This is a genomic window from Trichocoleus desertorum AS-A10 (genome assembly GCF_039962155.1).
GTDB lineage: Bacteria > Cyanobacteriota > Cyanobacteriia > FACHB-46 > FACHB-46 > Trichocoleus.
In genome coordinates this window covers 180,647-200,041 of sequence record NZ_JAMPKN010000005.1, presented here as the reverse complement: position 1 = coordinate 200,041, position 19,395 = coordinate 180,647, and the positions used below count along the sequence as shown (strand labels likewise).

Annotated in this window: 15 protein-coding genes; 7 read left to right on the top strand and 8 right to left on the bottom strand. The window is 50.7% G+C overall.

The window, feature by feature from the left end:
• Positions 1-117: 117 nt before the first annotated feature.
• The 3 genes from NDA01_RS10545 to glgP all read left to right on the top strand — a co-directional run bounded on the left by NDA01_RS10545 (position 118) and on the right by glgP (position 5,160).
• Positions 118-1,932 (top strand): mechanosensitive ion channel family protein, encoded by a 1,815-nt coding sequence (locus tag NDA01_RS10545; RefSeq protein WP_348227899.1) that lies wholly within the window; start codon positions 118-120, stop codon positions 1,930-1,932.
• Positions 1,933-2,198: 266 nt separating this feature from the next.
• The gene (locus tag NDA01_RS10540; protein WP_190438167.1) at positions 2,199-2,432 is read left to right on the top strand and encodes a hypothetical protein; all 234 of its coding nucleotides are present in this window, start codon (positions 2,199-2,201) and stop codon (positions 2,430-2,432) included.
• Positions 2,433-2,592: 160 nt separating this feature from the next.
• Positions 2,593-5,160, top strand: coding sequence for an alpha-glucan family phosphorylase (gene glgP, locus NDA01_RS10535; RefSeq protein WP_348227898.1), 2,568 nt, complete (start codon positions 2,593-2,595; stop codon positions 5,158-5,160).
• On the opposite strand, the gene NDA01_RS10530 is transcribed toward glgP, so the two are convergent.
• Together NDA01_RS10530 and NDA01_RS10525 are read right to left on the bottom strand one after the other, a co-directional pair.
• A complete protein-coding gene (locus NDA01_RS10530; RefSeq protein WP_431193367.1) occupies positions 5,114-5,878 on the bottom strand; it encodes a DUF429 domain-containing protein in 765 nt (254 codons plus the stop codon). The genes glgP and NDA01_RS10530 overlap by 47 nt on opposite strands.
• Positions 5,878-7,242 carry a cytochrome P450 gene (locus tag NDA01_RS10525; RefSeq protein ID WP_348227897.1) on the bottom strand — a complete coding sequence of 455 codons (1,365 nt, stop codon included), beginning with the start codon at positions 7,240-7,242 and terminating at the stop codon, positions 5,878-5,880. Before NDA01_RS10525 ends, NDA01_RS10530 begins: the two co-directional genes overlap by 1 nt.
• Before the next feature lie 356 nt (positions 7,243-7,598).
• Here NDA01_RS10525 and NDA01_RS10520 point away from each other — a divergent pair, with 356 nt between their 5' ends.
• Positions 7,599-8,621, top strand: coding sequence for an Npun_R2821/Npun_R2822 family protein (locus tag NDA01_RS10520; protein WP_348227896.1), 1,023 nt, complete (start codon positions 7,599-7,601; stop codon positions 8,619-8,621).
• 346 nt (positions 8,622-8,967) lie between these two features.
• Here NDA01_RS10520 and NDA01_RS10515 read toward each other — a convergent pair whose 3' ends face one another.
• The 3 genes from NDA01_RS10515 to speA all read right to left on the bottom strand — a co-directional run bounded on the left by NDA01_RS10515 (position 8,968) and on the right by speA (position 13,086).
• Entirely contained in the window at positions 8,968-9,849 is an 882-nt protein-coding gene (locus NDA01_RS10515; protein ID WP_431193366.1) for a metal ABC transporter ATP-binding protein, read from the bottom strand.
• A 5-nt stretch (positions 9,850-9,854) separates the two neighbouring features.
• A complete protein-coding gene (locus NDA01_RS10510; protein ID WP_431193365.1) occupies positions 9,855-10,844 on the bottom strand; it encodes a metal ABC transporter substrate-binding protein in 990 nt (329 codons plus the stop codon).
• A 214-nt stretch (positions 10,845-11,058) separates the two neighbouring features.
• Positions 11,059-13,086 (bottom strand): biosynthetic arginine decarboxylase, encoded by a 2,028-nt coding sequence (gene speA / locus NDA01_RS10505; RefSeq protein ID WP_348227895.1) that lies wholly within the window; start codon positions 13,084-13,086, stop codon positions 11,059-11,061.
• Between the two features lie 190 nt (positions 13,087-13,276).
• Here speA and ndk point away from each other — a divergent pair, with 190 nt between their 5' ends.
• On the top strand, positions 13,277-13,747 hold the full coding sequence (gene ndk / locus NDA01_RS10500) for a nucleoside-diphosphate kinase (protein WP_242016992.1): 471 nt from the start codon (positions 13,277-13,279) through the stop codon (positions 13,745-13,747).
• 71 nt (positions 13,748-13,818) lie between these two features.
• On the opposite strand, the gene mnmA is transcribed toward ndk, so the two are convergent.
• Positions 13,819-14,895, bottom strand: coding sequence for a tRNA 2-thiouridine(34) synthase MnmA (gene mnmA / locus NDA01_RS10495; RefSeq protein ID WP_190562621.1), 1,077 nt, complete (start codon positions 14,893-14,895; stop codon positions 13,819-13,821).
• A gap of 153 nt (positions 14,896-15,048) precedes the next feature.
• On the opposite strand from mnmA, the gene NDA01_RS10490 reads away from it, so the two are divergent.
• Both NDA01_RS10490 and NDA01_RS10485 read left to right on the top strand, forming a co-directional pair.
• Complete coding sequence (locus NDA01_RS10490) at positions 15,049-15,873, top strand: SPOR domain-containing protein (protein ID WP_348227894.1); 825 nt, start codon at positions 15,049-15,051, stop codon at positions 15,871-15,873.
• Between the two features lie 45 nt (positions 15,874-15,918).
• On the top strand, positions 15,919-17,478 hold the full coding sequence (locus tag NDA01_RS10485; protein ID WP_348227893.1) for an NAD(P)H-hydrate dehydratase: 1,560 nt from the start codon (positions 15,919-15,921) through the stop codon (positions 17,476-17,478).
• Between the two features lie 288 nt (positions 17,479-17,766).
• Here NDA01_RS10485 and NDA01_RS10480 read toward each other — a convergent pair whose 3' ends face one another.
• Both NDA01_RS10480 and NDA01_RS10475 read right to left on the bottom strand, forming a co-directional pair.
• Entirely contained in the window at positions 17,767-18,585 is an 819-nt protein-coding gene (locus tag NDA01_RS10480; protein WP_348227892.1) for a hypothetical protein, read from the bottom strand.
• A complete protein-coding gene (locus NDA01_RS10475; RefSeq protein WP_190438185.1) occupies positions 18,585-19,235 on the bottom strand; it encodes a ParA family protein in 651 nt (216 codons plus the stop codon). The genes NDA01_RS10480 and NDA01_RS10475 overlap by 1 nt, the downstream gene beginning before the upstream one ends.
• Positions 19,236-19,395 lie beyond the last annotated feature (160 nt).

Sequence of the window (19,395 nt, the reverse complement as noted above, 5' to 3'; positions counted from 1 at the left end):
CGCAAACCCTAAATTCTGTTCTGTCCTATTTCAGTCGGTTTCCATATGAGCTTTTTTCAATGGAACATAGATACCAAACTCCGGGGCTGCGCCCGATCTAGTCACTTCAGGGAAGTTATGGCGGGAGCGATCGTGCTGAGTGTGTTGCCGATCTCTCTATTACCTGCCAGCGCTCAGTCTGTTACCGCTCAGCCTGCCACGACTCAACCTGTTACCACTCAACCTACGACTACTCCACTTACCCAAACCCTCAGTCCCAATGTCCAAAAGCTGGATAGTCTCCTCACTCAGCTAGGGACTCAGGGTGACAGCGCTGAGGTGGCGACAAGTGAGGTGCGTTTAGATGGCAGAACCCTCTTCTCGATCGCGCTACCTGTTGTAGGTCAGAAACCAGGACAACCTATTCCGATCAAGCGACGTGGGCAAGACATCGAAACGATTCTGCAACGGATCGCCAATAGTCGGTTTGATTCAAATAAGTTACAAGTCACCAGCGCGATCGACGAGCAGAGCGGTTTGCCTGTCATCTATGTCAACGATCAATGGTTGATGACGGTCACCACTTTAGATGCTCAGTTCCAAGGTCGTGACCCAGAACGCTGGGCTAATCGACTGACTGCCATTATTCGCAATGCCCTGATTCAGGCACAGCAAGAACGGCAACCCCAATTTCTCCTGCGGCAAGCTCTCATTGCTGATGGCATTGGGTTTGCGGTAATTATCAGCAGCTACGGCCTAAATCGTCTGCAACGCCGCTTTAGAGCGAAGCAAATCCGATTGCAAGCGCAGATTCCCACCCAAGCAGAGGTGTTGTCAGAGGCAGTGAGTGCGGCTGATCCCACCTCATCGGAAGGCGAGCAGATCGAAACAGTTGCCACGGTGCAGCACCAATTTGCGACTCGCCAACAACGCAATGTCTATGACATTAAGCACCGACTGGTAGACGCAACTCAAGTCGGTTTGTGGGGTGGCAGTACCTATATTATTTTGGGCTTATTTCCTTATAGCCGCTGGTTGCAACCGTTGCTATTCTCGGCTCCCCTGCAAGTCTTGGGGGTAGGGTTACTGACCTACGTGGTGATTCGCACGAGTGAAGTCTTGATCGATCAGTTTTTTGATGCGATCGCCGAGGGTGAATTGCTCGCTCCCGAAGCCTCACAGCGTTTAGCTTTACGGGTTTCCACTTTCTCTCGCGTACTCAAGAGTGTTGCCACTATTGTTTTTACGTTTGCGGGTGGGCTGGTTGCGCTCTCAGTGGTTGGGGTTGATTTGGTCCCCCTCTTGGCTGGCGCGGGGATCATCGGTTTAGCCATCTCCTTTGCATCCCAAAGCATTATTAAAGACATGATCAACGGCTTCTTGATTTTGCTAGAAGATCAATACGCCGTAGGGGACGTGATTACCGTCGGGGAAGTCTCAGGCTTTGTAGAGAACATGAATCTGCGGATCACTCAGTTGCGCAACAACGAGGGCCGCTTGATTACCATCCCCAACAGTGCGATCGCCGTTGTGCAAAACCTCTCGAAGGATTGGTCGCGTGTAGATATCGCCATTGATGTTGCTTACGGTACTGACCCCGATCGCGCCCTAGAGGTGATTGGCGAAGTGGGTCAGGAAATGTATCGCGATCGCGACTGGCGAGGGAAGCTGCCTGAACCGCCTGAAGTATTAGGCATTGATGAGCTAGACCACACCGGGATTTTGATTCGAGTTTGGATTAAAACCGAACCGCTGCAACAGTGGAAGGTCGCTAGAGAATTTCGCCGCCGCCTCAAGTACGCACTGGACGAAGCCAAGATTGAACTCGGTTCGCCACAGCAAGCCCTGTGGTTTAGAAGCTCCCATGACTTAGCTGATCCAGCTTTTATTGCCACCGATGGGCAACCCCAACAACTGCAATCTACCGGATCAGGTCGCAATCGGTCCTATTAAAAGCTAAAGACATTATCTGGAATGAGATTGGCGGGCAGCCTTTGGGTGCCCTTTATTTAACTCAAAACTTCCTCAGTAAAAATCCGGATTCATGAAAGCGAGGTTCGGAGTCAGGAAGGGAAGTGCAACCGCTAATTTTCTGGCTAATTCACTGATTCGCTTAGTTGCGATCGCTCCTCGCACTTCATGAACAAAATATAGCGAGTTCCGTCATTTCACGTAGAACGCTAAATTAAGCAACTTTTAGATCAACAGGAATAGAAATCATGAAGACAACAGAGCGCTACAGCCTGATGTTCAAATTGGCCTGCGAAACTGTCAAATACTTCTTTATCAGCTTGTTCGGCTTCTCTATTCTTTGCATTGTCTTGGCAGGGTTGGGGGCTAGCTCGCTCGTTACAGTTTTGTTGGCTGTCGTAGGTCAGTGGTTTTTGCGCGTGGCCGCGATCGCTCTATGCTTTATGGCTAGTGCGATTATCTTTGAGTCGTTGCGGTTCTAGGAGTCCAGACAAACTTCTCAGCCCAACCCCAAAGCTCAAATTAATGAGAAGGAGCGATCGCAACAGATTGTCACCTATCTCAAGAGAGTGTTAAGAGTGCCAGACTTTTAGGGAAACTGGGGAGACAATAGCCCTAGCTGGACTTGGAGTTTGCTCGATCATGCGGCCAATTCGTACTTTCAACGTCTCTCCCTCCTTGCCCCCCCGCTTGGAACCCCTCCGGAAGTTGGCCTACAACCTCCATTGGGATTGGAACTTTGAAACGAAAGATTTATTCCACCGCTTAGACCGAGACCTCTGGGAATCGAGCCGCCACAACCCCGTGCTCATGTTGGGCACCATTAGCCAAGAGCGCTTGCGAGAAGTAGCCGAAGATGAAGGTTTTCTGGCTCACATGGAGCGGGCCGTGCGGCAACTCGATGGCTATTTGGCAGAGCGGACTTGGTATCGCAAGCAAAAAGCCAAAGATCAACAAGCTTGCTACGCCTACTTCTCAGCAGAGTTTGGCCTCACCGATAGCCTACCCATCTATTCAGGTGGTTTGGGTGTTCTCGCAGGAGATCATCTTAAATCTGCGAGTGATCTGGGTTTGCCGCTGGTTGCAGTGGGTTTGCTTTATCAAGAAGGTTACTTTGCTCAATACCTCAATGCGGATGGCTGGCAACAAGAGCGCTATCCCATCAACGACTTTTACAACATGCCGCTGGAGGCAGAACGGCATCCAGATGGCTCAGAGATCAGAATTTCTGTAGAATATCCGGGTCGGACAGTCTATGCCAGAGTGTGGCGCGTGCAGGTGGGTACCGTGCCGTTGTATCTGCTCGACACCAACATTGAACCCAACAGCCCCTACGACCACGACATCACCGACGAGTTGTATGGTGGTGACATTGACATGCGGATTCACCAGGAAATGATGCTGGGAATTGGTGGCGTCCGCATGCTAGAAGCCTTGGGGCTGAAGCCGACCGTTTATCACATGAACGAGGGACACTCAGCGTTTCTAGCTCTAGAGCGGATTCGCAAGATGATCCAAGAAGATGGCTTGACCTTCACCGAAGCGAGCCAAGTGGCCCAGTCTACTCAGGTGTTTACGACACACACGCCGGTTGCCGCAGGAATCGACCTGTTTCCCCCAGACAAAATCATGCATTACCTGGGGCACTACGCTGAAACTTTTGGCTTCCCTAGAGAAGAGTTTTTGGCGCTTGGTCGGGAGAATACAGGCGATTTCTCCTCACCCTTTAGTATGGCGATTCTGGCCATTAAGATGGCGACCTTTATCAATGGCGTCAGTCAGTTGCACGGGGAAGTTTCTCGCCACATGTTCCAAAGCTTGTGGTCCAATTTTCCGTTAAATGAAGTGCCCATTACCGCCATTACCAATGGGGTGCATGCCCGTAGTTGTGTCGCCAAGTCAACTCAGGAGCTGTACGATCGCTACCTTGGTCCCAATTGGTCGGATGCAGCCCCAGATCATCCGTTGTGGGAACGGGTGGAATCGATTCCTGATGAAGAACTCTGGCGCAACCATGAACGCTGCCGCTCGGCACTGGTGGTGTTTGTGCGCGATCGCCTGCAAAAGAATGTGCGCGATCGCGGTGGCTCTTTGAGCGAGTTGGCGCAAGTCCAAGAGGTGCTCGATCCGACTGTCTTAACCATTGGCTTTGCGCGTCGCTTTGCCACCTACAAGCGCGCCAGTTTATTCCTCCGCAATCTGGAGCGAATCAAAGAAATTCTGCAAGGTGGCTCTAGGCATCGAGCGGTGCAATTCGTGATTGCAGGTAAAGCTCATCCCAGAGATATTCCGGGCAAAGAACTGATTCGGCAAATTGTCCACTTTATTCGTGCAGAAGGCTTGAGCCGCCATGTCGTGTTCATCCCAGACTACGACATCCATGTAGCGCGGTTGATGGTGGCTGGTTGTGATGTGTGGCTGAATACTCCCCGCCGACCCCGCGAAGCTTCTGGCACTAGCGGCATGAAGGCAGCAATGAATGGTTTGCCCAACTTAAGCATCCTTGATGGTTGGTGGGATGAAGCTGACTACGTGAAAACAGGTTGGCCGATTGGGCATGGGGAAGACTACGAAGACCCCAACTACCAAGATGAGGTAGAGGCCAATGCGCTGTACGACCTGCTAGAGCAACAGATTGTGCCACTGTTCTACGATCGCGATGCCGAGGGATTGCCGCGTGGTTGGATTGCCAAGATGAAACATGCGACCCACCTCAACTGTCCTCGGTTTAACACGGCTCGGATGGTGCGAGATTATGCCATGCAAGCTTACTTCCCCGCTAGCGATCGCTATCAGGCGATGGTCAACAACCAGTACGCGGCTGCCAAGGAGCTATCCCATTGGAAAGCGCATCTGTTTGAGCATTGGTACGACATGAAGATTCAGGATATTGATATCTCTCAACCTGCGGATATTCAAGTCAACGAAACCATTAGTGTTAAAGCCCGCCTCAAACTGGGAGCTTTAACTCCTGCTGATGTGCAGGTAGAACTGTATCAAGGCTCAGTCAATGCCGAAGGTGAGATTGCCGATGGTGTGTCTGTGGAGATGGAGTACCAAGGTCAAGACCCGAACCAGCACAGTATTTACACAATCGACATCAGTTATACCAGTAGCGGTCTCCAAGGGCTATCCTTGCGCGTGTTACCCAAAAATGAGTACCTCAGCAGTCCATATGAGCCTGGGTTGATTCTTTGGGCAGAAGCGTAGGGACGACAATGTAGCCTGTCTCGCGATCGCCTAAAACCAAGTTGCGCTCTAGTCCCCAGTACCACCAATGCGCGGCGACATAGGCACAGATTAAAGCATCCAGTTGATCTTCAACGGCTTTCATCTCTGTCCCTTTGGTGGGGATTTCCGGAACTAAGGTTGCGTCTGGAAGAAATAAGCTTGGCTCCAACTGCGTCAAGTCTTGCAGAATGTGCTGACGTAGCTTCAACAGTTCCAATCGGCGGGCGCTCAGCTTGCCTTTTTTATATTTCAAAATCTGCGGCAACCCAAACAGATGAATCATCGCTGGATGGGGAAACACCTCAATTTGGTAGCGTCCTGGTTGTTGCGCTGCTAATACTGGCGCATGAGCAAACCCTCGCGCTTCCAAACTCAGACCAAAAGCTACAGTCCGTTCAGCGAATGGCAAACCTAAGTTGGCAGGGTAGCAGCCTGCATGATACCGCCCAAAATGTTTGTGAGTGAGGCGATCGGGCAATCGCATCCCCGTTGCGTTGGGAATTAAGGTTGGCGCATCTACCGCAATCACTGCCGACGCTTCAGCAGGTACGCAGCTATCTATCCAAGCCAGAATGTCGGCGATCGCTTCTAACCGCTCCAAATTCAACAAATGTAACTTGTTCTCTTGCCACTCTAAACAGCAGAGTCCGCTAGGTTGCGATCGCCACCCCAAATCAATCCCCAGAAATCTCATCATCAAACTACTGTCAAACTGTTTAATGGGCGATCGCTTTGAAGTACCAGAGGGATACCGCCTTGAGGCGTGAAAGTAGCTCCACGGCGGAGGGGACGCACGGGGCGGTGATCAACCAGGTTGAACTGCCAGCGGGAGAGCAAAGTAGCTAGAACCAGTTTCATTTCGTATTGAGCGAACGCCATCCCAATGCAGCGACGATTGCCACCACCGAAGGGTAAATACTCGTAGGGCGAAAACTGCCGTTCTAAAAAGCGTTCTGGTCGGAACTGATTGGGTTCTGGGTAGAGATCTGGACGGTGATGAGTCAAATAAATGCAGGGTGAGAGGTAAGTTCCTGGCTCAAACTCGAGCCCCATAATTTTGACTGGAGCCTTGGCTATGCGGAGAAACGTGAACAGCACCACTGGGTAAAGTCGTAGCGTTTCTTGGCAAACTGCATTTAAGTAAGGTAGACGAGCGATCGCGCTGGGATCTGCTTCTGGCCCTACTGTTTCTAGTTCCTGTAAGAGGCGATCGCGGACTTCAGGTATAGCATGTACCCAGTAAAGCGCCCAAGACAGCGACGAAGCGGTGGTTTCATGCCCTGCAATCAGCAAAGTCATCAACTCATCTCGCAGCTCCACATCTGTCATCGGTTGGCCTGCTTCATCTCGTGCGGCCATCATCAAACTGAGGATGTCTTCTCTGGTTGCATCTGGTTCAGCTCGACGTTGCTCAATTTCGGCATAGATGAGTTGATCAATCTTTTGCCGACGGCGGAGAAATTGACCCCAAGGACTCCAAGCCCCTAAGTCTTGCTGTAGGGCTGGCACAAACACAATGAGAGATTTGAGTGGCGAGTTAAAGCCTTCGAGTAAAGCACTCAAAAGTTGCCGCAGTTGCTCCAGTCTCGGTCCTTCATCCAAGCCAAACACCGCTCGTAAAATCACCCTCAAGGAAATTTCTTGCATTGCCGTCCGAGCCACCACTGTTTCACCAATGGAGTAGTCGCTGATCACTTTTTCTGCCGCATCACAGATCAACTGACCGTAAGCCCGCATGCGATCGCCATGAAACGGAGGCGTGAGTAAGCGTCGTTGTCGAGCGTGGCGATCGCCGTCTAGCAAAATAAGCGAGTTGTCCCCTAGTGAGGGACGAAATACGGTATTAGAGCGACCAGAGTCAAATAGCTTGGGGTCGGCGGTAAAGATCTCTTGGATGGCTTGGGGGTTGCTGAAAACTACAAACGGCGGAAAGCTAGCGAAGCGGGAAGTGAACGGATCACCATAGCGCCGCGCACAATCTTCTAAAAACTCCAATGGCCACAACACACCTTGCAGCGTCAGAAATAGCTTCGGACCTTTAGGACCATCAGGAAGTTTCATGGCACTCAGCTCTCTCTAAACCAGCGATCGTTAGACCTCTTTCTGTCATAACACTTGAGAAGGGTCTAAACTGTAATGCGCTAAATCGGTTTAGGGAACTAGGTTAATCATGGCAATAGCTAAATAAGTGCTCATCTGCCCCAATACAATCATGTAGCTATAGAAGAGGTACGGCTTGTGGAAGGCGATCGCCACCCCAAATCAATTCCTAGAAACTTCATCATCAGGCTTGATTGTTCGATATTTATATCCGGAACTTAACAAATGTTTGGGAAGTCGTAAGTAGAATTAACTAACTTCGGTTAAAAAGCCTAAATTTGCCAAGAGTGACTGTTGCTACCTCTCTATACAGAAATATGAGCCAGCAAAGACAACCCTTTGGAATTTATACGCTTGCCAATGATGTGGTCTATGACCAGCTCATTGCGTTGCTAAACAGCATTGACGCTAATGTAGGTTCCGACATTCCCATCTGTGTGATTCCATTTGACCAGCGTTTGGAGCGTTGTCAACAAGCGATCGCCAGCCGCCCCAATGTGACTTTGTTTACCGATGAGTTAGCCATTGCTCGCTGGGAAAAATTTGCTCAAGAGTTTGTTAGGGTGCATCCAGAAGCTCAACGCACCCAGCAAAAGCATTCTCGTTGGTATGGCGGAGGGCTACACCGTAAGTTTGTCGCCTTTGAAGGAATTTTTGATAAATTTGTCTTCTTTGACGGCGATAGCTTAGCCATGAAGCCGCTCACGAATGTTTGGCAGCAGCTAGAGACTTATGATTTTGTGTTTGATGACTGGGAACATGCCAAATCAGCTCCTCATACAGCTCTAGATATTTCTTTGATCGAGCAAACGGGTTTATTTACAGCAGCAGATATTCGACCGAAACTACACTGTTCCAGTTTCTGGGGGTCGAAATATGGCATCTTTGGCGCTGAAGAACTCGCCATCCTGCAGGACCGCTTGGTGAATCAAGGCGAAGCCGCTTGGGTGAACGGTCAAGGCTGGTGGGACGATGCCTTTTTGTTTAACTACATGACGCTACGATGCGATCGCCCATTATTTAATTTCACGCTCAGTCAAAATGGGCAAGACCGCACAGGTAACTGCGCCAATGTTGACCCATTTACTAATGTGGACAATGTTCTCTACAACGAGCAAGGACTTAAGCCGATTCACCGGATTCATTACATGGGTTATGCGTCCTCTGACTTTGCCCGTTTAGCCAAGGGAGAAGATGCAGATATTCCCTACAAGGATATCTTTTTGCACTACCGCTTTCTCCAAGAGCCAGAGCAAAAACCTACTCAATTAAAGCCTCCTAGCCCGGCTGCTAAAATTCAGCGTTTTGTTCGCAAAGCGGCACAGAAATTAATCAAATAATTGCTTATATAGCAGTCCTCAATCCTGTGTGGTTTTCCAGGCAGGATTCTTGATCTCAGTAGAAGTGCTAAAAATCTGAACCATGAAGCGGCTGGTTAGCTAATCAGATTTTTGGAGGGAGATCGCCTGCGAGCTGCTACCGAAGCGAAAACTAAAAATAATAATTGAAGGACATAGCAAAGCCATGTCCCAGTCATACCCGGCTTAAGGAATTAGGAGCAAACCCTAAGTTTAGGAGTTTGACGTCCACCTATGAGTTCAACAATAAAGGGCCTACAGTTGATAGGTTGTAATTAATATTACATATTTAGAAGATCCTATTTAGGTGAGCGATCGCCGGAAAAACCTAATGATTATGCTGGTATCGACTGAAAGCGGGTCCATAGGCAGCCAGGAGATTTTGTGGAGATAAGGCGACCTCTGGCTGCCCATGACAGATCAGCCGTTGATTGACACATAACACGCGATCGCAGTGGCGACTAACCATATCTAGATCGTGAGACACTTGCAGCACAGTCCACTGTTGTTCTTGCTTGAGTTGGTGTAACAAGGCATAAAAGTCTGCCTCTCCTTGAGCATCTACGCCAGCAAAAGCTTCATCCAAGACCAAAAGTTTGCGAGGCATCACGAGGCAGTACGCCAGCAACACTCGCTTCAGTTGTCCGGTGCTTAGGGTGCCAATCGGCCGATGGCGTAGGTGATACGCATCCACTCGTTGTAACGCTTGAGCGATCGCGCTTTGTCGTCTTTGATGGCGATCGCCTCTGCTCGCTAAAGTTTGCAGACTCCGCAACCAAGTTTCTATGGGCGTTGCAGTTGGGGAAGCTGACGTTTGCAGATCTACCCAGCCTAACCCGACTAACTCATGCACCGAGATCGGGAAACTGCGATCGAACACAAAGTTTTGAGGCACATAGCCAATTTGATGCCGTAAATTTCCTAAGCGAGATAACGGACGCCCAAAAATCTGAATCGTGCCTTGCTTACGAGGTAACAGGCCCAAAATGGCTTGAATTAAAGTACTCTTCCCTGCCCCATTTGGCCCTACTACAGCCGTATCCGTTCCAGGTTGCAACTCAAAGGAGACATCTTGCACCGCTGGATGTTGTCCCTGATATACCATCAAGTGCTCAATCTGCAAGATGGGGCCGCTCCAGCTCCCTTCAGCCTGGGACAGATCTGGGTGATACTGTTGCTCAAAGTCGAAATGAGGTTGATCGGAATTCATCAATACTACTGACATGCAGCTTCGAGAGTTTGGAGATTCTTCTTCATCGCGGTGAAGTAATACTGTGGGTCCAAGGATCCAGCTTCTAGGGAATCGAGGGGCTGCAAAGTGAGATTTAAGTCTTGGGCCAAGCTTTGCAGCAGCTTGTTGTCAGTTCCCGGTTCACCAAATAATGCTTTTACTTTGTACTGCTTCACCGTTGCGATCGCATTTTGCACTTCCCTGGGCGAAAGGTTATCTTCGGGTAACTCCACCACTGCGACTTGCTGCAACTGATACCGCTGTGCCAAGTAGGGATAAGCATTATGAAACGTGACAAAAGTGCAGTTGGGATACTTTTGTAAAGTTTGCTGAAACTCCCCATGAAGCGTATCAAGTTGCTGGAGATAGGCCGCGGCATTGGCTGTGTAGGTGGGTTGATTGGGTGGATCAACCTTAATTAACTGATCGCGAATATTTGTAATTTGCTGCTTTACCAAAACCGGATCGAGCCAAACATGCGGATTACCTTCTGCATGAGCATGAGCGGCTGTGCCTGCTGAATTGGACTCTCCAGGCTCTGCCTCTGTATGTCCATGCTCCTCTGTAGGCGCTGCACCAATGGGTTGAATCCCCTGGCTTGTGTCAACCACTACTAGCTTAGAATTCTGAGCACTTTTGATGGTATCTCGTAAGAAAGATTCCAGCCCTAAGCCATTCTCGACCAGCACATCTGCCTGCGCGATCGCCTGCACATCCCCCGGTTTCGACTGGTATTCATGCACTTCAGTCCCAGGAGGAATCAAGACTTTTACATCTGCCGCATCCCCTGTGACTGCCTTGGTAAACAAGTACATGGGCAAAAAGGTGGTCATCACCTGCACCCGATCCGACTGCCCCTCACCTTGGGATAGCTCAGCGCCAGGAGAGCTTGAGGTAGTTTGACTACAGCCCATAAGCACCAACAAAGGCAGCAGTGGCAGACTTTGTAAAAGCGATCGCATGGTGATATGCAAGACAGCTTCTCCTCAGAGACAGCAGTGATAGAGCAGGTAGCCCCAAGAAAATGAGAATCGATCTTATTCTAATCGATTGAGAATGAATCTTATTCTAGTACTTCACTAAATTGGTGTGGGGTTACGTTGGGCAGGCGATCGCCCAAAAGTGAGGGCACCCCTAAAGAGTGCCCCACTTCAAACTCCTGAAGATGAATGAGCCAGTTACACCAAACTACGAAGAAAGGTAAGTGTAGCCGCTCAAGCTGCGCTCGTAGTTTTGTAGCAGCAGTTGCGACTCTGCTAACGTGATGCGCTTTTCTTGCAGGGCGTGTTCGGTTTGCTGGCGAATGTTTTCGATTAAGTCCTCGGCATCGTACTGGACATAGCCCAAAACTTCGTGCATCGTGTCACCCTTCACCACATGCTCGATCCGGTAGCCTTTGGGTGTGAGGCTGATATGCACAGCGTTCGTGTCGCCAAACAAATTGTGCAGATTGCCCATAATTTCTTGGTACGCCCCACCCAGAAACATGGCTAAGTAATACGGCTCCTCTGGTTTGAGGGCATGTAGCTCCAAAACAGATTTGACATCACGCAAGTCAATAAACTGGTCGATTTTGCCATCACTGTCACAAGTCAAATCAGCCAACGTGGCCCGTCGAGTCGGTTCCTCGTTTAAGCGGTGAATCGGCATGATCGGAAAGAGTTGATCGATCGCCCAACTATCGGGAGCTGACTGAAACACCGACAAGTTGATGTAATAGATCGAGGCCATGATTTTCTCTAGATCTTCGAGATCATCCGGTACATAATCTTGCTGGCGAGCAACTTCCAAAATCTTTTCGCAGCAGGCCCAGTACAAGCGCTCAGCTCTCGCTCGCTCGGTCAAGCTGACGTAGCCAAAGCCAAACAAGCTCACCGCTTCTTCTTTGAACTGCGTGGCGTCGTGGTAAGCCTCTTGGTAATTCTCAGCAGTAATAGAGGCGTAAGTGTCGTACAGATTGCGAATGATCAAATGCTCATCTTCGCGGGCGGGTTCTGGCGTTTCTGACGGCGGTTCGCTGGTGCCCAAAACATCAAAGACTAAGACAGATTGGTGAGAGGCGATCGCTCGACCACTTTCACTCACAATCGTGGGTACAGGCAGGTTACGTTCGGCACAGGTTTCTTTGATCTCGGCTACAACATCATTGGCATAGTTCTGCATGTTGTAGTTTTTGGAGGCGTAGAAGTTGGTTTTGGACCCGTCATAGTCCACACCCAGACCGCCGCCCACGTCAATATATTTCATGTCGGCTCCGAGCTGCGCCAGTTCCACATAGATTTGGCTGGCTTCGCGAATCGCATCTTTGACGACATTGATCGAAGAAATCTGGGAGCCGATGTGGAAATGCAGCAGTTGCAGGGAACCCAACATATCAGCAGCTTTTAGTTGCTCAACCGCATGGAGAATTTCCGGAATGGTGAGGCCAAACTTGGCGCGATCGCCCGCCGAACTGCCCCAGCGTCCAATCCCTTTGGCACTCAGCTTGGCCCGCACGCCCAGAATCGGTTGAATGCCCAGCTTGCGTCCTGCTGCGATCGCCAACGCCACTTCTTCGACTTGCTCCAGCACGATGATCGGGGTTTGGCCCAAGCGTTGCGCTAGAATCGCCGTTTCAATATACTCGCGGTCTTTGTAGCCGTTGCAAATCAGCAAAGCTCCGGGTGTATCCAGGGTTGCCAGGGCAATCATCAGTTCTGGCTTGGAACCTGCCTCTAAACCAAACTGATGCGGCTTACCAAACTTGACCAAGCTCTCAACTAAGTGCCGTTGTTGGTTGCACTTGACCGGAAACACACCCCGGTAAGTACCGGGGTAGTTGTACCGCGCGATCGCCCTGCCAAAAGCAGCATTCAGGCGCTCAATGCGGTCTTCCAAAATATCAGAAAAGCGAATCAGTAGCGGTAAGCCTAGGTTTCGGAGTTTAAGCGCAGTCACCAACTCAAACAAATCCAGAGAACCGCCGCGATCGCCTTTGGGAGACACCGTAATGTGGCCCGCAGCATTGATGGAAAAATAAGGCTCTCCCCAACCCTGGATGCGATAGAGTTCTTCGCTATCTTCAATCGTCCAGGATTTACGGAGATTCAAAGTTTCTGTTGGCTTCGCTAAACTCAATGGTTCTGGTTCAGCGTGGCTTTTGTCTAGCTGAGTTTTGTTAGCGCCATCGTTAGCGGCTTTCCCCATTCCGGATTTTGCTGCTGGCCGTCCACCCATCCTGTCTTACCCTCTGAGTATCCTCCTAGACAAAAGAAAAGCCTGATTTTGACTCGCTGCTGGCAAAATCAGACTTAACTTCGAATGCCAGTCTAGCGCATTCATCTGATGCTAAATGATCATCTAGCGCACTTTCAGCCTCACCTTCTGGCAGAGACTTTCTGGGGTAATCTGGACGTTGTAACAGTTGATGAAATATCAGGAGTACCCCTTGGAACGGACATTTTTGGCGATTAAGCCCGATGGTGTGCAGCGGAAATTAGTCGGTGAAATCATTCGTCGCTTTGAAACCAAAGGCTTTACCTTAGTTGGCCTCAAGATCCTCAATGTGAGCCGCGAGTTGGCCGAGCAGCACTACGATGTCCACAAGGAAAGACCCTTCTTCGCTGGTCTTGTCGAGTTCATCACTTCTGGACCCGTTGTGGCAATGGTGTGGGAAGGCGAAGGCGTAGTGTCCTCTGCTCGGAAGATTATTGGTGCAACCAACCCCCTCGCCGCTGAGCCTGGTACGATTCGCGGTGACTTCGGGATCAACATTGGCCGTAACCTGATCCACGGTTCTGACGCGATCGAAACCGCTCAGCGGGAAATTGCCCTCTGGTTCAAAGAGGAAGAAATTGCTAACTGGGAACCCACGCTGATGGCTTGGACCCGCGAGTAAATCGGACCTCTCCCCCGCCCCCTCTCCAGCAGGAGAGGGGAGCCAGAAGGCGGAGTGCAGTTGGTAGGCCGTTATGAATTTGGAGCTTCTAGGGGTTCGATGATGCCGCCACCGAGTACCACATCTCCGTCGTACCAAACTGCGGCTTGACCAGGGGTGACGCTGAACTGAGGTTCATCAAACACCAGCTTGACGCGATCGCTACCATCCTGATCCAGCGGAATCACCGTCACAGGGACCGCAGGCGAGCGATAGCGAATCTGAACTTCTGCACGAATCGGAGTGGTCGGGGCGGCGATCGCGACCCAATTCACCCGCTGCACAGTGCATTCTGCATGCTGTGCCTCTGTGCGCTCACCCACAATCACCCGATTTCGTCCTGCATCTAGGCCAATCACATAGAGGGGTTGAGCCGCAGCAATCCCCAAGCCTTTGCGTTGACCGATGGTGTAGTGATGTACGCCTTCATGCTGGCCCAGTACCCGCCCTGCTTGATCGACAATGTCGCCTTTTTGCGGCGTGATGTACTGATCCAAAAACTTCTGCATAGAACCGTGGGCTTCAATCAGGCAGAGGTCTTGGCTTTCGGGCTTTTCAGCGGTGTAGAGACCCAGTTCTGCGGCGATACGGCGGGTTTCAGTTTTGGGATGCTCACCCAGCGGAAACAACACCCCAGCCAGAATTTCTTGGCTCAGGTCGTATAAGAAATAGGTTTGGTCTTTGCTGCGATCGACCGCTCGGCGCAGTTGGTAACGTCCAGTGGCTTCATCAACGGTGATCCGCGCATAGTGCCCGGTGGCAATGCGATCGATGCCGAAGTTCTCGCGGGCGTACTGTAGCATCGGCCCAAACTTCACGGCTTTGTTGCATTGAGAGCAAGGTAGTGGTGTGATTCCAGCGCTATAACCCGACACCAAGTAATCAATAATGTAGGTTTGGAAGGTGTCTCGGATATCGACGATGTGGTGAGGAATTTCTAATTGCTCGCAAATTCGGGCAGCGTCCACCATGCCCTCGGAGCAGCATTGGCCTTTCCCTTTCATCAGCCATAGGGTCATGCCAACGACTTCGTAGCCTTGCTGGTGGAGGATGGCGGCTGTAACGGAACTATCAACTCCACCGGAGAGTCCTACCACAACTTTATTCATGGACTGCCAATACTGCTGAGAGTAAGCTAACTCTCCTAGGCTAACATTCTCTTGCCCAGAGCTTGTCAAGAGATAGCGCTTTTTCCGTGTTACACTAACCGCAAATTTTTATCGTCAAAAGTATTAGGAAATATCACTAGGGTTGCGATCGCTATGACCATTCATTCAGGCAACAGATCTAAGAAATCTACTCAAGAACTGCGGTTATCTGTGGGTGAATTAAAACCTGGAACCCAACCCCGATGGAGTTGGGCGGCGGCACCCTTAGCAATGTTGCTATGCCAAGGTGGACTAGCGCTGGTAGTTAATGGGGCGATCGCGGCTGAACCGAAAGCCAGTGTGGTGGCGCAGGAATTTAATTTTGAAGCCCCACCCGCACCCTCTGATCAGTTTCCTTCGGTGATTGTGCCCCGTGATCCTACCCTACCCACCTTAGAGCCAGCCCCCGCTCCTTTTCCAAATAGCGCTGCTCCAGTCACCGCGCCATCGCCTAGCATCCGTGCGCTGCCCTCAGAAACTTATCTAGTTTTTGTGAATGGCAATAGCCCCTTAATGCTGGACCAAGTGAGACGAGTCGAGCCAGAGGCTTTTCGCAAAGAATATCGAGGCCGTACAGTCATCCAAGTGGGACAATTTATCGACCAATCGAACGCTAGACGGCGAGCCGAGGCATTGCAAGACCAAGGCATTCGCGCTGAAGTTGCCCAAGTTTCTGGCAGTGGTAGTGGCAATTCAGCATCAGCCAAGCCGAAGGGCTATTATGTGGTGGTTCCAGCGGGAAATAGAGAACTTGCCGCCATTCGAGATCAAGTGAAACGGCTAGCAGGCGACCTACGGGTGAACGTGATTCCCCGAGAAAAGCCGAGAGGGCAGCACATTGCGGTGGGGCCTTTCACCAATTGGGATGCTGCCAATTCTTGGAACCGTTATGTCAAAGATTTCGGCATTAACAATGCGCGAGTTTACTACGGACGCTAAAGCTGGCTAGCGATCGCTTGAATCAGTGGGTGGGGGAATAGCACTGTGGTTCCAGGACAAAACAGGCTAGAGCAAATTCAGCAGTTTGTCGTGACTGCCGAGCAAATGCGGGCGATCGAGGGACGGGTATTTGCGGCGGGTATGCCTGTGGCGGCACTGATGGAAAAAGTAGCTGGCTTGATCACGCGACGAGTGCAAGCGCTATATCCACTCTCTAGTCATCAAAAAGTTGGGGTGCTGGTGGGGCCAGGGCATAACGGCGGAGATGCCCTAGTCGTAGCGCGGGAGCTGCACTTGCAAGGCTATGCAGTGGTCGTTTATCGCCCATTTTCCAAGCTGAAAGAGTTAACCCAGCAGCACGCTCAGTATGCCGAGAGTTTGGGCATTGCCCTGGTAGACCAGATAGAAGCACTGCAATCCTGTGATTGGTTGATTGATGGCTTGTTTGGATTTGGGCTAGAGCGATCGCTTTCGGACTCCATCGCTGAGGTCGTGAATCAGATCAACCAGTGGTCAGTGCCAGTCGTGAGCATTGATTTACCTTCTGGTCTGCACACCGATACAGGAGCCGTTTTAGGCACCGCGATTCGGGCTACCCAAACGCTGTGTTTGGGGTTATGGAAGCTAGGGTTACTGCAAGACAACGCCTTGGAGTATGTCGGGACTGCGGAGCTAATTGATTTTGGTTTGCCTCTAGCGAATATTGAGGCAGTACTGACCAATTCTCCGCGCATCCATCGAATTACCCCGCAGACCGCGATCGCCAATTTACCGCTACCTCGCTCCGCCACCAGTCACAAATACAAAATGGGGCACTTACTAGCCATCTGCGGCTCCCGTCGTTATACAGGCGGAGCGATTCTGACGGCATTAGGAGCACGAGCTAGTGGTGTGGGCATGCTCTCTGTCGCAGTCCCAGAGTCAATTAAGCCATTGCTCTCCGCTCAGTTACCCGAAGCCCTAATTATTGATTGTCCTGAAACTAGCAGTGGCGCGATCGCTCAGCTACCTGAAAGCGTAGAACTGAACTCTTACAATGCGATCGCTTGTGGTCCCGGTTTAACAATGGATGCCAGTGCTGTAGTTGAGCGAGTCATAGCTAGCGATCGCCCTTTAGTTTTAGATGCCGATGCCTTGAATGTCTTGGCTCAAGCAGGCACCATCCCAACGCTGACTCAACGTCAAGCTCCCACCGTTCTTACGCCACACTTAGGAGAATTTAAGCGGCTATTTCCAGCCATTGCTGAAGAAATGACGAATCGAGCGATCGCAGTTCGAGAAGCAGCTCAGCAAACTGGAGCGGTGGTGTTGCTGAAAGGTGCGCGAGTGGCGATCGCGAATCCAACTGGCACAGTCTGGATCAACCCAGCCAGTACACCTGCCTTAGCACGGGGTGGTAGTGGTGATGTGCTGACAGGCTTAATTGGAGGACTATTGGCGCAAGATGTGTTGCAGTCAGCCCCGGTCGAGGCAGCAGTGCAAACGGGGGTTTGGTGGCACGCCGAGGCAGGCATTCTCGCGGCTCAGGAACGCACAGAGTTAGGGGTTGATGCGTTTACGCTGACCCAATATTTGATGCCAGCTTTGCGATCGCATTTACATTAGCAAAACCTAACCCCCAGCCCCTTCCTTACAGGGAAGGGTAGCTGGAGTTTCAAAGTCCCTCGCCTCTTAGGAGAGGGATTTAGGGAGAGGTCTGTTGCCCGTTCGCCCCTCATTCGCTACTTGGATGAACACCAAAAAACCTATCTAGGCAGGATTTCTTGGAAGTTCGCGATCGCCTAACTGAGCACCTTGAGAAGACTACGGCGATCGCCCAGGAGATTCAATAAAAAACGATCGCCCCTGTTTAAAGAGCGATCGCCTGTGATTAATTCAATTACGAATTAGCTTTTAGTCAAACCAACCAAGGTCAGCATCAGAAGTGGTTTTGCTAGGATAGTGCTTGTGCATCGAGTGTTGAGGAATGCGCTCTTGCAGCACAATGCGGTGCGATCGGTAGTCTCGGTTGCCTGAATCAGGTGCAGGAGACTGAGGCACCCTTGCCAACTGTACACTTTGGGGTTTAGCAGGTTCCTTCTTCGCTGCTGCCCTATGTGCTGGTACGAGTGCTGCCCTAGCTGGGGGTTCTGACTTAGCTGCGGGTTCTGGCTTGGCGTTGGATTCAGTCAGTTGCAGAATCACCTTCTTGGCTTCCTCCAACTCAGACTCCAGCTTCTTGCTGTGCTTCACTTCGGTCTGCAACTTATGAGACAACGACTTTTGCTCATCCAAATCTGTTTGGATGGCAGTAATTTTGTCTAATAAGGACTTTTCAGTTTTCCGAGCCGCTTCTAAATCTTTGCGTAACTCTGCGATCGTGGCTTCTAAGCTTGAAGTGCTACCTGTAGCTGGCTTCGGGCTAGCATCATCATCACTGTGATTCGCCTTACTAGTAGCCTGCTTTGTAGCAGCAGCTTTAGCAGGGGTGGATTTGCCACCTGCACTAGAACCACGCTTAGATTTAGCCGCCGTATCTTCAGGCTGCTCAGGAGCGGCAACAGGTTGAGCCTTGACATCTACAGTCTGTGCTGAGGCGGGCTCGGCATTATTAGGGGTATCGTGGGACGTTTGCACCAACTCCTGACTCCTTTCAACAGTTCCAACTACTTCTGATTCTAGGGACTTCTGAGCCTCCTCTCGCAGCAAATCGCCCAAGCCTTTCTTCACCATCACTTCCTCCAGTCTCTCTGTATCTCTTCTGCAACTCGACGGTAGTCTGCCTCAGCCTCACGAGCATTTTTGCCCCGCCATTGCATAATAGATGCCCCATCTAAAGCTGCGCGCTCATGAGCTTTATACGCTCGAATGAAAGCATTACAAGCAGGGATGCCTAACTCTAGCAAGGTATTTTGAGCTTCTAGCGCTTCTGCCAAACTGCGCGGATCAACTCTGGTCAACAGCACTCGGTGCATTACGCCCGTAGGTATCACCGCCGTTTTCACTGTTTCAATCAACACCGTTAAATCCATTGGCGCAGGAGGGCTCGGAAGTACAAGATAATCTGCCGCTGGCACCACTGCTGCTAAAGCATCCGAACCAAGCGCAGGTGGCGTATCAACCACAATTAACTCGTAACCTTTTACTTTTCGCAGGTCTGCGAGGCGCGTGGCATCTGTCTCGCGTCTTAAATCAAAGCCAATGCCCTTTTCACTCCGCTCCACCCACCAACTGGCAGAATGTTGCGGGTCTGAGTCCACTAGCAACACCCGATACTTGTCTGAGAATGCTGCTGCCAGATTAACTGCTGTAGTCGTCTTGCCAACTCCGCCCTTCCCATTCAGTACAGCGAGGATCTTTTGTGGCGAGGACGCTGACTTCAAAGATGATCTCCTTTAATGCGGTCTAGAAGTTGGCTAGTTGAATGCTATCTAAGCACCTCTGAGGTCGAATATACATCGTTCCTAGGAGTAAAAATTGTTTGGTTTCGATTCTTATTGGCTAGCGTTGCCGAAAAACTTGTAAGGTTTATTCTCAATCTTG

Coding starts and splice junctions, on each gene's coding strand:
- NDA01_RS10545 (WP_348227899.1), top strand. CDS start 118: ATGGCGGGAGCGATCGTGCTGAGTGTGTTGCCGATCTCTCTATTACCT.
- NDA01_RS10540 (WP_190438167.1), top strand. CDS start 2,199: ATGAAGACAACAGAGCGCTACAGCCTGATGTTCAAATTGGCCTGCGAA.
- glgP (WP_348227898.1), top strand. CDS start 2,593: ATGCGGCCAATTCGTACTTTCAACGTCTCTCCCTCCTTGCCCCCCCGC.
- NDA01_RS10530 (WP_431193367.1), bottom strand. CDS start 5,878: ATGATGAGATTTCTGGGGATTGATTTGGGGTGGCGATCGCAACCTAGC.
- NDA01_RS10525 (WP_348227897.1), bottom strand. CDS start 7,242: ATGAAACTTCCTGATGGTCCTAAAGGTCCGAAGCTATTTCTGACGCTG.
- NDA01_RS10520 (WP_348227896.1), top strand. CDS start 7,599: ATGAGCCAGCAAAGACAACCCTTTGGAATTTATACGCTTGCCAATGAT.
- NDA01_RS10515 (WP_431193366.1), bottom strand. CDS start 9,849: ATGAATTCCGATCAACCTCATTTCGACTTTGAGCAACAGTATCACCCA.
- speA (WP_348227895.1), bottom strand. CDS start 13,086: ATGGGTGGACGGCCAGCAGCAAAATCCGGAATGGGGAAAGCCGCTAAC.
- ndk (WP_242016992.1), top strand. CDS start 13,277: ATGAAATATCAGGAGTACCCCTTGGAACGGACATTTTTGGCGATTAAG.
- mnmA (WP_190562621.1), bottom strand. CDS start 14,895: ATGAATAAAGTTGTGGTAGGACTCTCCGGTGGAGTTGATAGTTCCGTT.
- NDA01_RS10490 (WP_348227894.1), top strand. CDS start 15,049: ATGACCATTCATTCAGGCAACAGATCTAAGAAATCTACTCAAGAACTG.
- NDA01_RS10480 (WP_348227892.1), bottom strand. CDS start 18,585: ATGGTGAAGAAAGGCTTGGGCGATTTGCTGCGAGAGGAGGCTCAGAAG.